Source organism: Candidatus Krumholzibacteriia bacterium, assembly GCA_035649275.1.
Lineage (GTDB): Bacteria > Krumholzibacteriota > Krumholzibacteriia.
This window is the reverse complement of sequence record DASRJW010000030.1, coordinates 1-13,866: the sequence shown is the minus strand read 5'-3', so window position 1 is coordinate 13,866 and position 13,866 is coordinate 1. Positions and strand designations below refer to the sequence as shown.

At 66.2% G+C, this 13,866-nt stretch carries 13 protein-coding genes; 1 reads left to right on the top strand and 12 read right to left on the bottom strand.

Translation table 11 applies throughout. From position 1 onward, the window contains the following. The 8 genes from VFE28_03305 to mscL all read right to left on the bottom strand — a co-directional run. Positions 1–293, bottom strand: a 293-nt coding sequence (locus VFE28_03305; protein HZM15005.1) for a c-type cytochrome, incomplete at its 3' end; no start/stop codon positions are given. Between the two features lie 99 nt (positions 294–392). Beyond that, positions 393–752 (bottom strand): hypothetical protein, encoded by a 360-nt coding sequence (locus VFE28_03300; GenBank protein HZM15004.1) that lies wholly within the window; start codon positions 750–752, stop codon positions 393–395. A 118-nt stretch (positions 753–870) separates the two neighbouring features. Continuing rightward, positions 871–1,227, bottom strand: a complete 357-nt coding sequence (locus VFE28_03295) for a twin-arginine translocation signal domain-containing protein (protein ID HZM15003.1) — start codon at positions 1,225–1,227, stop codon at positions 871–873. Between the two features lie 107 nt (positions 1,228–1,334). Next, on the bottom strand, positions 1,335–3,311 hold the full coding sequence (locus VFE28_03290; protein ID HZM15002.1) for an oligopeptide transporter, OPT family: 1,977 nt from the start codon (positions 3,309–3,311) through the stop codon (positions 1,335–1,337). A gap of 48 nt (positions 3,312–3,359) precedes the next feature. Further along, positions 3,360–4,727, bottom strand: a complete 1,368-nt coding sequence (locus VFE28_03285) for a M20/M25/M40 family metallo-hydrolase (protein HZM15001.1) — start codon at positions 4,725–4,727, stop codon at positions 3,360–3,362. A 197-nt stretch (positions 4,728–4,924) separates the two neighbouring features. Continuing rightward, positions 4,925–6,787, bottom strand: coding sequence for an ATP-dependent zinc metalloprotease FtsH (gene ftsH / locus VFE28_03280; protein HZM15000.1), 1,863 nt, complete (start codon positions 6,785–6,787; stop codon positions 4,925–4,927). 42 nt (positions 6,788–6,829) lie between these two features. Beyond that, positions 6,830–7,735 carry a DUF3078 domain-containing protein gene (locus VFE28_03275; protein HZM14999.1) on the bottom strand — a complete coding sequence of 302 codons (906 nt, stop codon included), beginning with the start codon at positions 7,733–7,735 and terminating at the stop codon, positions 6,830–6,832. A gap of 45 nt (positions 7,736–7,780) precedes the next feature. Continuing rightward, entirely contained in the window at positions 7,781–8,200 is a 420-nt protein-coding gene (gene mscL / locus VFE28_03270) for a large-conductance mechanosensitive channel protein MscL (GenBank protein ID HZM14998.1), read from the bottom strand. Positions 8,201–8,539: 339 nt separating this feature from the next. Here mscL and VFE28_03265 point away from each other — a divergent pair, with 339 nt between their 5' ends. Beyond that, a complete protein-coding gene (locus VFE28_03265) occupies positions 8,540–11,326 on the top strand; it encodes a pitrilysin family protein (GenBank protein ID HZM14997.1) in 2,787 nt (928 codons plus the stop codon). Between the two features lie 153 nt (positions 11,327–11,479). Here VFE28_03265 and VFE28_03260 read toward each other — a convergent pair whose 3' ends face one another. The 4 genes from VFE28_03260 to VFE28_03245 all read right to left on the bottom strand — a co-directional run. Then, positions 11,480–12,235, bottom strand: a complete 756-nt coding sequence (locus tag VFE28_03260; protein ID HZM14996.1) for a peptidylprolyl isomerase — start codon at positions 12,233–12,235, stop codon at positions 11,480–11,482. A 158-nt stretch (positions 12,236–12,393) separates the two neighbouring features. Further along, positions 12,394–13,131 (bottom strand): response regulator, encoded by a 738-nt coding sequence (locus VFE28_03255; protein ID HZM14995.1) that lies wholly within the window; start codon positions 13,129–13,131, stop codon positions 12,394–12,396. Next, positions 13,122–13,322, bottom strand: a complete 201-nt coding sequence (locus VFE28_03250; GenBank protein HZM14994.1) for a hypothetical protein — start codon at positions 13,320–13,322, stop codon at positions 13,122–13,124. The genes VFE28_03255 and VFE28_03250 overlap by 10 nt, the downstream gene beginning before the upstream one ends. A gap of 198 nt (positions 13,323–13,520) precedes the next feature. After that, positions 13,521–13,866, bottom strand: a 346-nt coding sequence (locus VFE28_03245; protein HZM14993.1) for a GAK system CofD-like protein, incomplete at its 5' end; no start/stop codon positions are given.

The window sequence follows — 13,866 nt, the reverse complement described above, 5'->3', positions numbered from 1 at the left end:
CCTGTCGTGGGCAGGAGATGGCTGTTGATTTCACGAGCCATCTGCAGCATGGCGCGGGCGACGCGCTTGGTCTCCTTGTCGTCGGAGGCGAAGTCGTAGCCCTCGAGGGTATTCGGGTCCTGGCCGACGTGGCAGTGATTGCAGCGCACTCCCAGAGCGCCGGTGAACTCGCGCATGCGATCCACCAACTCCCGTTTGGGAGTGTCGGCAGGAAACACCTTCAGGTTGGTGAACTTGTCCGGGATCTGGGCCGAGGCGAGGGCGGCGCGGGGACAAGAACAAAAACACCGCAACGAGCATGGCGGAACGCGGCATGACTCCTCCTCGTTGGCGAGGCTGATGGAAGCGAATGGCCCCCTGAACAAAGCTCCAGTCGGCCGCCGGCGAAGCGGTCAGTTGAAGGTGTACGTGTGGGAATGTCGGCTCGCCGGGTTAGGGTTCTGGGAGTCCGTGAAGTCCTTCTGCACCCTCGTCCCTTGGGCGATTTGCTGCACTTCGCTGTTCTCGAGCCGCAGATCATGGGTGTGGCCGCTGCCGGTGAAGGTGATGGTCACGGTGGCTCCGGCGTCGAGCTGCGCCTTCGTGATCACACCGGTGTGGGTGTGGCCGCTGCCGGTGGCGTGTCCCGTCACATCCCCGGCACCCGCCTTGGGCGCCGCTGGATCGTCACCGCCGCAATCGGTCACGGTGACGGTGACTCCGATCAGTGCCGCGGCCATCGCCGCCTTGCTGAGGAACTCGCGCCGATCCATGGTCGTTCTCCTGACGGGGTCGTGGGCAAGACTGTACAGGATTCGGCCCGGCAGATTGAAGCGAACGGCGCCCGAACACCGCTCCAGTCGGCCGGAGCCGGAGAGGTCACCGGAGAGGTCAGTTGAAGGTGTAGAGGTGGCGATGTCGGCTCGCTGCGTTAGGGTTCTGGGTGTCCGTGAAGTCCTTCTGCACTCTCGTCCCCTGGGCGATCGACTGCACCTCGCTGTCCGTGAGTGCCAGACCATGAGGGTGGCCGCTGCCCGTGAAGGTGATGGTCACGGCGACGCCGGCGTCGAGCTGCGCCTTCGTGATCACGCCGGTGTGCGGGTGGTCGATGCTGGCTGTTCCCGTCACGTCCCCGGTACCCGTCGTCGGCGCCGCCGGGTCGTCGCCACCGCATCGCGTGACCGTGACGGTGACTCCGACCAGAGCCGCCGCCATGGCGGCCTTGCTGAGAAACTCGCGTCGATCCATGGTTGTCCTCCTGGCGGGGTCGCGGGCCAAACTGTACAGGATGGGGCCGGGGGGCCGGGAGGCCCCCCGGAAGAGGCAGGGAGATAGGGGCGCGCAGGCCGCAGCGCTCACAGCTCCAGCTTGCGCAAGGCTCGGCGCACGAGCAGCGTGCACAAGGCAGCGAAAGCGAGAAGGGCCACCAGCGTCGCTCCGCCGCCGAGAGAATCCTGCAGGCCGTGGCCGAAGCTGCCGAGGTCCTCCGCCAGCTTACCGCCCTTGATCTGCGCCATGATGACGATGAACAGGCCGCCGATGGAGCCGCCCGCGACCAGGCCGGTGGCGAACAGCATGCCGGACGAAACCTCGCTCTCCTCCTTCTTGCCGCGGATGCGATCGGCGAGCCAGCGCATGGCGCCGCCCACGAAGATGGGGAACGTCGTCGAGATGGGGAGATAAGCCCCCACCGCCCAAGCGAGGCCGCTCACACCGCAGAGCTGCACCATGAGCGCCATCGCCGCGCCGACGAAGATGAAGCCCCAGGGCAGATCCTGTGAGAGCACGCCTTGGATGATGGTGGCCATGAGCGTCCCCTGCGGCGCCGGCAAGCGCTCCGAACCGATCGGCCCCCACGAGGAGTTGTGCATGCCGATGAGGGTGAAGCCGATCACCGCCACCGAGACGAGGACGCCGATGAGGAGACCGATCTGCTGGCGGATGGGCGTGGCGCCGACGAGGAAGCCCGTCTTCAGGTCCTGCGAGGTGGCGCCGGCGTTGGCCGCGGCGATGCAGACGATGGCGCCGACCGAGAGCGCCGCTGCCTGGGCCGCCGCTTGCGAGCTCGCGTCGTCGGCCCAGCCGGCGAGGAGGAAGATGAGGCAGGTGCCGAGCAGGGTGGCGATGGTCATGCCCGAGATCGGGTTGCTCGAGGAGCCGATGAGGCCGACGATGCGCGACGACACGGCGACGAAGAAGAAGCCGAAGATGACGATGAGGGTGCTGACCAGGAGCGAGGCCGGGAAGCCGACCGGCATCTTCTGGAAGAAGGGGATGATGAGGGCCAAGAGCAACGAGCCGATGGCGACCCAGAGGATGGGGATGTCGCGTTCGGTGCGCACCTGGCTGCCGCCGCTGCCGACGCCGGCGCGCAGCTCGCGGACCGAGTCACGGATCGAGGCGTAGATGGTCGGCAGCGTCCGGAGCAGCGTCAACAGACCCGCCATGGCCACGGCGCCGGCGCCGATGTAGCGGATGTAGGCGCGGTAGAACCAGTCGGCCTTCTCGTGACCATCGATCCAGGTCTGGGTGAAGCCGAGCTTCAGCAGATCGCTCTGCACCTGGCTTTCGGGAACGAACATCGAGAGGAGCGGGATGAGGGCGAGCCAGGAGAGGACGCTCCCCGAGACCATGGTGCCAGAGATGCGCGGCCCGATGATGTAGCCCACGCCCAAGTACTCCGGGGTGATCTCGCTGTTGAGTCGCGCGTTCCTGAAGGCGCGCTCCGCGCCCGTCTGCAGCAGCACCGGGACCTCGCGCCAGAGAGCGAAGAGCTTGTTGGCGATGGCGTAGATGATGGCGGTCCAGAAGCCGGCGAAGACGGTCTTGGCCATCTCGCCGCCGCGCTCGCCGGCGATGAGCACCTCGGCGCAGGCGGTGCCCTCGGGGTAGGGCAGCTCGCCGTGCTCTTTGACGATGAGGGCGCGCCGCATGGGCACCATGAGGAGGACGCCGATGATGCCGCCCACCGCCGCCAGGGTCACGATCTGCAGCAGGTTGAAATAGGCCTGGGCGCCGCCGCTGGCGATGAAGAGGAAAGCCGGGGTGGTGAACACCACGCCGGCGGCGATGGACTCGCCGGCGGAGCCGATGGTCTGGACGATGTTGTTCTCCAGAATCGTGGACTTGCCGACCTTCTTGAACACCGCGATGGCGAGCACCGCGATGGGGATGGAAGCGGAGACGGTGAGTCCGGCGCGGAGCGCCAGGTAGACGGTGACGGCGCCGAAGAGGATGCCGAAGAACGCCCCCAGCAGGATCGCCTTCAGGGTGAACTCCGCGACCCCGGTTTCGCTGGCTGGGACGTACGGTTTGAACTCCTTCTCGTGCATGCGCTCTCCCCTTCCGTCACGAGGTGGAACGTGGGGGCGGTGGCCCTCTCAACCGATCTGGCTCAGCTCGGCGAAGTACTTGACGAAGGTCTTCATCCCTCCCGAGGCCTGGCCCCAGTCGTAATTCTCGTTGGGCGCGTGGTAGCCGTGCTCCGGCAGCGACAGGCCGATCATGATGAGCGGGCACTTCAGGTACTCCACCATGGTGACGACGGCGCCGATGGAGCCGCCCTCGCGCACGAAGGCCGGGGCCCGACCGAAGCCGAAGCGCAGCGCCTTGGTGGCGGCTTCGGCGTGGGGCCCGGAGATCTCGCCGAGAAACCAGTCCAGGTGATGCTCTTCCTTCAGCACCGCATCCGGGAGGTGCTTCTTGACGAAGGGGCGGATGAGCTTGAGGACCTTGGCTGCCTTCATGTCCGGCACCAGGCGGCAGGAGATCTTCGCTTCCGCCCACGACGGCACCACGGTCTTGACGCCGGGGCCGTGATAGCCGCCGGAGATGCCGTGTATCTCGAAGGTGGGGAGCGCCCAGATACGCTTCATGACCTCCGCGGCATTGTCGGTGCGCAAGCTGCGCAGCTCGTGCGCCTGCTTGTAGCGGGCGACGTTGAAGCCGGAGGCGGCGAAGCTCGCCTTCTCCTTCTTCCCCAGCGGGCGCACGTCGTCGTAGAAGCCCGGAATTTTCACCTTGCCCGTGTCCGGATCCATCATCTTCGCCACCAAACCGGCGATCTCCGCCACCGGGTTGCGGGCCGGGCCGCCGGTGAGACCGGAGTGGGTGTTCTTGGCGCCGGTCTCGAGCCGGATGGTGAAGCCCTGGACGCCGCGCAAGCCGTACGGCACGGCCGGGCGACCCTTGGCGATCCATATCGTGTCGGAGACGAGGACGGAGTCCGTCCGCAGCCGGGGCAGCTCGGCCTTCACCATGCCCTCGAAGGAGGGGCTGCCGATTTCTTCCTCCAGCTCCCAGAGGAAACGCACGTTGAGCGGGACGCCGTGTTCGCGAGCATAGCGGGCGGCATACAGCGCGGTGAGACCGGGTCCTTTGTCGTCGGTGCTGCCGCGGCCGATGTACTTGTCCTCGTCGATCTGCATCTTGAAGGGGTCGCTCCTCCAGGTCGGTTCGTCTGCGGGCTGCACGTCCATGTGGTTGTAGACCGTGAGCCACGGGTGCTTCGGGTCGCTCACCAGCTCGCCCACCACCACCGGGTTGCCCTCGGTGGGGACGACGCGCGCGGTGGCGCCGCAGCTCCGCAGCACGGAAGCGGCCGCCTCGGCGCCGCGCTGGATGTCGGGCTTGTGCGCCGGGTCCATGCTGACGGTGGGAATCTCGACGAGGAGCTGCAGGTCGGCCTCGAAGCGCGGGCGGCTGCTTTCCACGTGGTGATCGAGGTCGGAGAAAGCCGAATTCGACATCTTCCCCTCCAGGGCGACGCCCCTGGCGTTCCCGCCCGTACATGGGTGGGGGCGCTGCGGGCGGCATGTGCCGAGCGATCCGGGGCATCCTAGCACGCGACTGCGCGGCGGGACAGGCTGGGAGCGGGGTTGCGGGCGCAGCATGACGTTCCAGGCGGGGAGAAGCCCGCCCTGCCGCCGTGTGCGGGGATGTCCCCTTAGTCCGGTCTGCCGCCGCGTACGGCGGTGTCGCTCGCGGCGGGAAGGCGCGCGGGCTGCTTCTCGACCTGGGGGAGCTCGGCGGCGGTCAGGGTCTCGCGCTCGAGGAGCGTGCGGGCGCCGGTGTCGAGGGCGGCGCGGTTCCGGACCAGGACCGTCCGGGCGGTGTCGAAAGCAAGCTTCAAGATGTCGCGAACGGCGCAGTCGATCTCGCGCGCCGTTTCCTCGCTGAACTGCCGCTCTCGCCCGCCCACCGGGACGCCGGGGAAGAGCGACAGCGACTGGTCCTCGTAGGTGGCGAGACCCAGCTTCTCGTACATACCGTAGCGCGTCACCATGCTGCGGGCGATGTCTGTGGCCTTGGCGAGATCGTCGGCGGCGCCGGTGGAGATGTCGTCGAAGACCAGAGTTTCCGCCACCCGCCCGCCGAGAAGCACGGACATCTTGTTCTCCAGCTCGTCCCTCGACATGAGATAGCGGTCTTCCGTGGGGCGCTGGATCGTGTAACCCAGGGCGCCGATGCCACGGGGGATGATGGACACCTTGTGCACCGGATCGCTCCCCGGCAAGGCCAGCGCCACCAAGACGTGGCCCATCTCGTGATAGGCGACCCGTTCGCGCTCGTGCGGGTTGAGCAGCCGGTTCTTCTTCTCCAGCCCGGCGATGATGCGCTCGATGGCGGCGGTGAAATCGCCGGCGCTGACCGCGTCGGCCGAGCGGCGCGTGGCGAGCAGCGCCGCCTCGTTCACCAGGTTGGCGAGGTCGGCGCCGGTGAACCCCGGCGTCAGCGCCGCGATCTCTGCCACATCGACATCGGCGGCGAGCTTCACTTTCCGCATGTGCACTTCCAGGATCTGCACGCGCCCCGTCTTGTCGGGTCGGTCGACGAGGATCTGGCGGTCGAAGCGCCCGGCCCGGAGCAGCGCCGGATCCAGGATCTCCGGGCGGTTCGTGGCCGCTAGGATCACCATGCCCTGGTGCGGGTCGAAGCCGTCCATCTCCACCAGGAGCTGGTTCAGAGTCTGCTCCTTCTCGTCGTGTCCTCCTCCCAGCGGCCCGAGGCCGCGGGCGCGGCCGAGGGCGTCGAGCTCGTCGATGAAGACGATGGCGGGCGCCCGCTTCACCGCTTGCTCGAAGAGATCGCGGACCCGCGCCGCACCGACGCCGACGAACATCTCGACGAACTCGGAGCCGCTGATGGAGAAGAAGGGAACGCCGGCCTCGCCGGCGGTGGCGCGAGCGAGCAAGGTCTTCCCCGTCCCGGGCGGCCCGACCAGGAGAATGCCCCGGGGCAGCCTGCCCCCCAGCCGGCTGTAGTGGCGTGGATCTTTCAGGAACTCGATGACCTCGCGCAGCTCTTCCTTGGCCTCGTCGACGCCCGCGACATCGGCGAAGGTGACCTTGGTCGCGTCCTCCACGTAGACCTTGGCCTTGCTCTTGCCGATGGCCATGAAGCCGCCGCCCATGCCCGAACGCCCCACCATGCGACGGATGACGAACATCCAGATGCCGAGGAAGAGGAGCGCCGGCAGCGCCCACGCCAGGAGATCGCGCATCCAGGTGCTCTCCACGTAACCCGAGAACTTGACCCCCGTGCCCGCCAGCTTGTCGGCCAGCTCGGGCTCGACGCGGACAGTGATGAAGCGCTTGGGCACGCCCTCGTGCGGCTCCTTGAGGGTGCCGCGGATGTGCGTGCTCGTGACGCTCACCTCTTCCACCTTGCCCTGCTGCAGGTAGGTGAGGAACTGACTGTAGGGGATCTGATCGACCTGACGAAAAGTAGCGAGCAGATCGTGGAGGAGGAGGATCCCCCACAGGGCGACGAAGACGTACCAGAGATGGATCTTGTGCTTCCGTTCCACGATTTCTCTCCCGAGGCCGGCATTCTACCGTCTCAGCTTGGCTCAGAGCAGTTGCCAGGTGAGACCGGCGCCCAGAGTCTGCTTGAACTGCCCCACCCTGTCGATCTGCTTGTCGTAGAGGATCTGCCAGAAAAGATCGAAGGTGATCACCTTGTAGACCTTGTTGCTGAGCTTGTTCTGCCAATCCACGTCCATCGTGGTCCAGTACTGGCGCTTGATCGGGTCCTTCTGCGTGGTGTCTACCGCCTTGAACAAGCGCAGCTCCGAGGTGAAGACGGTGCGATCTTCGGCGGCCGCCAGCCGCGACACCGTGTACCACTCGAAGCCGCCCTCGGTGGTGATGTCGGAGTCGTGGGCGAGGGTCAAGGGGTCGTAGGTGCCGAAGCGGTCGATTCTCTCCTTGAAGGCGAAGCCGACGCGGGTGAGCACGCTCGCCCGGGGCCCCTGTACCAGGTAGCGCGCGATGCCCACCGATTCGGTGAGGATGGTGGGCGTCCACCACAGGCGTACCGGCTCGATCTCGGTGAAGAACTGGCTGTCCACGTCGAAGGCGACGAAGGGATCCACGAAGCTCCACCATTTGAAGAGCACGATGCCGCGGTAAAGGATCTTGTCGGTGCTCTTCGTCGGCGCCAGCCAGGCGTCGCGCGTCTTGTCCTGCTGGTGCGTCTGGCCGAACTGCAGGAAGAGACGGTTCTTCCAGATCGCCCGCCGCCCGAGCCAGTGGTCGGCGGCGCCGTCCATGGTCGCGATCCAGGAGACCGTGCCGACCTCGTCTCCTTGCCAGGCACGATTGAAAGTCGATTGGCCGAGGGCCAGCCCTGCCGACGCCTTCACGGCCCAGCCGCTGAAGAGGGTGTCCCCGGGCGCACCCTGTTGCGCCGCGGCTCCTTCGACCAGGAACACCACTGCCCATGTGGCCATGCTACAGAGCGATCGGACTCGCATGCTTCCTCCTTCGAGCGTGTATGGCCGTGGCTCCAAGTCAATGGATCAGGCCCGCGCCTTGAGGAGGTCGCGGATCTCGCCCAGCAACACTTCCTGCTTGCTCGGCGCGGGTGGTGCCGCGGGTTGCGCCTCTTCCTTCTTGCGCGCCGCGTTGACCGCCTTGATCAGGAGGAAAATGGCGAAGGCGACGATGATGAAATCCACGATCGTCTGCAAGAAGGCCCCGTAGCGGAGCGTCGCCGCTCCGGCTGCCTTGGCATCGTTGAGCGAAGCGTAGGGAGTGCCGCTCATGTTGAGGTAGAGCTGGCTGAAATCCACGCGGCCCAGGAGGAGACCGACGGGGGGCATGATGAGGTCGCTCACGAGGGAGCTGACGATCTTGCCGAATGCCCCGCCGATGATGATGCCGATCGCCATGTCGAGGACATTGCCCCGCATCGCGAAGTCCCTGAACTCCTTCAGCATGTTCCGCCCCTTTCGTTCGGCCGGCGCTCGGCCTCGTCGTTCGGGCCAGCGGCTCTCGGGCAGTTCCCGCGTTTTGCTGACGTGGGCGGATTCTCCGACCGGGGCCGCTGGGCGGACAAGGCGCTTTCTGGCCCGGGAGGCCGGCACGGTGCCGCCCCGGCCCGGCGAAGTTCCCCACGAAGGCGCTTGCTCGCCGGCCGTAAGTCCCCGTAGAATCGAGGTTCCTCGCGTTTCCACGACCGGGCTGTGCCGGGAGTCGCCGGCTCTCCGACGCTGGCCTGCGTGCAGCCAACCACGGTCGCGATCCGAACAACGGCTCGGGAAGGAGAAGACGGAATCATGAACTGGATTCGCGGCGCCAAGGCGCGAGTCTCGATCGCCTCTGTGGTTTTGGTGAGCGCCGTGCTCGCGGCGTCCACTGTCTGGGCCCAGAAGATCGAGCCTCCCCAGGTCCCGTACCAGAAGTACGTGCTGAGCAACGGGCTCACCCTGATCCTGCACGAGGATCATTCGATTCCCATCGTGGCCGTGAATCTGTGGTACCACGTGGGCTCGAAGAACGAACGGCCCGGACGTACGGGATTCGCCCACCTCTTCGAACACATGATGTTCCAGGGGTCGGAGCACCACAACACGGACTTCTTCATGGCCCTCGATGCGATCGGCTCCACCGACCGCAACGGCACCACCAACAACGACCGAACCAACTACTTCGAAAACGTGCCGACGAGCGCTCTGGAGCAGGCGCTGTGGCTGGAAGCCGACCGCATGGGCTGGCTCCTGCCGTCGATGACCGAGGAGCGCCTGCAGAACCAGATCGAGGTGGTGAAGAACGAGCGCCGGCAGGGTGTGGACAACCAGCCCTACGGCACCGTGGACGAGCGCATGTACGCCGCTCTCTTCCCGAGCCACCATCCCTACAGCTGGGACGTGATCGGCTACATGGAGGACCTCACGGCGGCGACGAAGAAGGACGTGGAGGACTTCTTCAAGACCTACTACGGACCCAACAATTGCACCCTCGCGCTGGCCGGCGACATCGAGCCGGTGAAGGCGAAGGCGTTGGTGGAGAAATACTTCGGCGCCATCCCACCGGTGCCGCCGGTGTACCGCCGCGAAGTGTGGATCCCGGAGCTGACCGAGGAGATCCGCCTGCAGATGGAAGACCGCGTGCCACTGCCGCGGCTCTACATCGCCTGGCACGCCCCGGCGAGCTTCACCGAAGGCGAGCCGGAGCTGGAAGTGCTGAGCAACGTGCTGTCCTCGGGGAAGACGTCGCGGTTGTACAAGCGCCTGGTCTACGACCTGCAGCTGGCCCAGGACGTCAACACCTTCGTGGACACGCGCGAGATCGGCAGCCTCTTCTACGTGGTGGTCACCGCCAAGGAAGGGCACACGCTGGACGAGATCGAGCCGCTAGTGAAGGAAGAGATCGACAAGGTGTGCCATTCGGCGCCCAGCGCCGCCGAGGTGGACGCGTCGCGCACGGAGATCCTCTCCGGGATGGTGCGCGGCCTGCAGCGCATCGGCGGCTTCGGCGGCGTGAGCGACCGCCTCGCCATGTACAACACCTACACCGGTGACCCGGGTTACATCGAGAAGGACTTCGCGCGCTACGAGAAGGTGACGCCGAAGAGCGTGCAAGCCACGGCCCAGCGCTGGTTGCATCAGGGCCGCGTGGTCATGAGCGTGAATCCCTACCCGGCACCGAAGGCCACGGCCGAAGTGGCCGGCCTCGACCGGGCGAAGAAGCCGGAGCTCGGGCCCGAGCCGGCGATGGTGCTGCCGCAGCTGCAGCGCCGCAAGCTCAGCAACGGCCTCCAGGTCGTCCTTGCCGAGGTGCACAAGACGCCCCTCGTGCAGGTGAACCTCCTCGTGGGCGGCGGCTGGTCAGCGGACCAGCGCGGCCACTACGGCACCGCGTCCTTCATGGCGCGCATGCAGGACGAGGGGACGAAGTCGCGGACGGCGCTGCAGATCAGCGACGAGGCCGAGCGTCTCGGCGCCCAGCTCAACACGGGTTCGTCGCTGGACAACTGCACGGTGTCGTTGAACGCGCTGAAGGCGCGGCTCGAGCCATCGCTCGACCTGTTCGCCGACGTGATCTTGAACCCGTCGTTCCCGGCGGAGGAGGTCGAACGGCAGCGCCAGCAGGTGCTCGGTCAGATCCTGCAGCAGAAGAAGCAGCCGGTGCCGATGGGAATGCGCATCCTGCCCGGTCTGCTCTTCGGGCCGGACCACCCCTACGGCCAGCCGTTCACCGGCTCGGGCACCGAGGACGTGGTGAAGAGCATCAGACAGCAGGATCTCGTCACCTTCCATAGCACGTGGTTCAAGCCCGACAACGCCACTCTTGTCGTCGTCGGTGACGTCAGCATGGACGAGATGATGCCGCGGCTCGAAAAGACCTTCGGCGCCTGGAAGCCCGGCGCGGTGCCGGCGATCCAGCTGCCCCAGGTGGCGCAGCCCAGCCGCACCACGGTCTACATCGTGGACAAGCCTGATGCGGCCCAGTCGGTGTTGATGGCGGCGAATCTGGGGCCGCCACGGAGCGATCCCTCGGCGGTTCCCTTCGACGTTCTCAATTCCATCCTGGGGGGCACCTTCACTTCGCGCATCAACATGAACCTGCGCGAGGACAAGGGTTACACCTACGGCGCCCGCAGCCAGGCGGTGGATACCCGCGGCCAAGGCGTCTTCCTCGCCTCCACGCAGGTGCGGACGGACGTCACCAAGGAATCCATCGCCGAGCTGATGAAGGAGCTCCGCGACATCCGTGGTACCCGGCCGGTAACAGCGGCGGAGCTGAAGAAGTCGCAGGAGAACCTGGTGCTCCAGCTTCCCGGCGAGCACGAGTCGCTCGGCGAGGTGGCGGGGTACATCAATCGACTGGTGACCTATAGTTTGCCCGAGGACTATCTGTCGAGCTATCCGCAGAAGGTGCGGGCCACGACGGCGGATGCACTGACGCAGCTCGCCAAGCAGCGGGTGCTGCCGGAGCAGATGGTTCTCGTCGTGGTCGGGGATCGCAAGGTCATCGAACCCAAGATCCGGGAGCTCGGGCTCGGTCCCATCGAGTTCCTCGACGTGGACGGCAAGCCGCTCACCGAGGCCGCTCGCCGCTGAGGCGGCTACCGTTCCCTAGGGGGCGGGGGTCGCAGTGGTGTAGAATACGAGTGCAGCGCGGAGCGGACTCGACATCCATCGGGTTCGCAGCTGAAGAGAGGGGTCGTCGCCAGGCGACGACCCCTCTTTCTTGCTCGCCGTGCGCGCGGCGATTTACTTGATCACGCGTGCCGTCTTGATGCTGTCGAGCTTGGGGAAGGTCTTCTGTAAGTAGCTATTGCCTTCGGACTCGATGGAACCCTGGGTCTCCGGCGGGTTCTCGCCGTAGCCAGAGTAGAGCTGGTCCACGATCTCCATCCCCTGACTCACCTTGCCGAAGGGCGCGAAGCCCATGCTGTCGAGGCGCGAGTTCCCATCCTTGAAGTTGATGAAGATCTGTGTCGTCCGTGTGTTCGGCCCGGCCATGGCGTAGCTCACGAAGCCTCGCTTGTTGCTCGACTTTACCGGATCGTCTTGGATCTTGGCTTTGCGCCAGGCGGCGGAGACCTTGGGGTCTCCATTCAGGCCGAACTGGCACATGAAGTTGGGGATGACGCGAAAGAATTGGCAGCCGTCGTAGAACCCGGCATTGACCAGGTTGTAGAAGCGATCGGCGCCCTTCGGGGCCCACTCGCGGTCCACTTCCACGACGAAATCACCCTTGGTGGTGGTGAACTGCACCTTGAAGAAGTCCGGTGCCTTCTGGTTGACAGCGGGATCGTTGGGAGCGAGCAAGAGATTCTTCTCCTGGGGCTTCTCCGCGGGTTTTTCCGCGGGCTTTTCCGTAGGTGGTGTGGGGGCCTGAGCGACCTGGGCCGGCGCGGTGTCCTCCCGTTTGGCGTTGCAGGCGGGGGCGGCGGCCAAGAGGGCGCACACCCACACCAGGGTCGCGAGAGCGAAACCGCAGCGGATCTTGGCGGACCTGTTCATGCGTCCTGATCTCCTTCCATGGCGAATGGTGTGAACCCTCGGTTGTCGGCCGGCCAGTATAACAGCCGCCGGGAGGCAGGAACTAGGTCGGGAGTGAAGCCGGTTCGATGGTTGCAGACCGGGTCGAGAGGGGGAGGGAGCGGAGAAGGAGGGAAGAGTCAGGTCTTGAAGCGGTAGCCCACGCCGCGCACCGTCTCGATGAGCGTGGCGGCCTCGCCCAGTTTGCGGCGCAGCGCCGCGACGTGCACATCGATGGCGCGGTCCACCACCAGCACGTGCTCGTCCTGGATGTTGCCGAGGATCTGGGTGCGGGTGAAGACGCGGCCGGGATGGCGCGCCAGGAAGCGCAGGAGCTTGTACTCCGTGAGGGTGAACTGGAGCTCGCGGCCCTGCAGGGTCACCTGGTGGCGCTCGTCGTCGATGCGGAGATCGCCGACATGGGTGACGCCGGCGTCGCCGAGCTCGCCCCGGCCGCTGCGCCGGAGGACGGCGCGAATACGCGCCAGGAGCAAGCGCATGCTGAAGGGTTTGGGGACGTAGTCATCGGCGCCGATCTCCAGGCCCGAAACCACGTCGGCTTCCTCGCCCTTGGCGGTGAGCATGATGATGGGGATGGTGGCGGTCTCCGTGGCTTGGCGCAGCTGGCGGCAGACTTCGAGGCCGTCGATGCCGGGCAGCATGAGGTCGAGGAGGATGATGTCGGGCCGATCCTCGCGGGCGCGCCGGAGCGCCGACGGCCCGTCACCGGCGTGACTGGTGTCGAACTGCTCGCGGCGCAAGTTGTACTCGACGAACTCGACGATGTCCGGCTCGTCGTCGATGACCAGAACCTTGGTTCTGCGCATCGGTTCGTCGAAGTCTGCCTCCACCGAGGCGTCGATCCGGGTCAAATCCACGCTTCCACGACCTTGAAATCACCGGTGTCGAGATCGTGGCGGGCGTGCTGGCGGCAGCGCTGGAAGCGCCCCGTACCCACGCGGGCGTTCACCAGCTCGAGGGTGTACTCCGCTTGCTGCTGGCACCAGCAGCGAACCGTTTCCTGTACCTGGATGGTGCCTTCGGTGGAGGTCAAACGTACTGCGATCATGGCTATCCTCCGGAGCCGGCGCAGCGCAAAGGGCGTCAGGCGCAGCGCACTCGGTTTTTCCTTCTTCTTTCCTCGCCTCAAACTGTAGAGACCCCGTGCAAAGATTCCGTGATTCGATCCTCAAGAGTTGGTGAAACCGGTTGTCCGGGTGGGATTTGGCCGGGGGAGCCGTCGGGGAAGACCTGAGGGTGACCCAGGTCAGGCGAGGCTCAGAAGAGCCCGGGCGAGGAGCTCCGGGTCGAGATGGGGACGGCTCTCGGGGGTGACGAGGGGCAGATCCACCAGGGTGACACCCAGGGAGCGCACCGCTTCCGCTTCCAGACCGCCCGGATAGTCGCCGTTCGCCGAGTCCACCAGGACGAGGTCGAGGAGCTCTGCCGCGGTGGTCTCTTCGCCCGCATCCCGGCGGAGCGTCGCAAGGAGCTGGGCGACGCAGGACGCCACAGTGTGCCCGAGCTGCTCCGGGTCGTGACCGGTGTTGGGGATGTAGACCTTGGGAGACGGAGCGTTGCGTACGGCCTTGCCCACACCCTGGGGCAGGAGG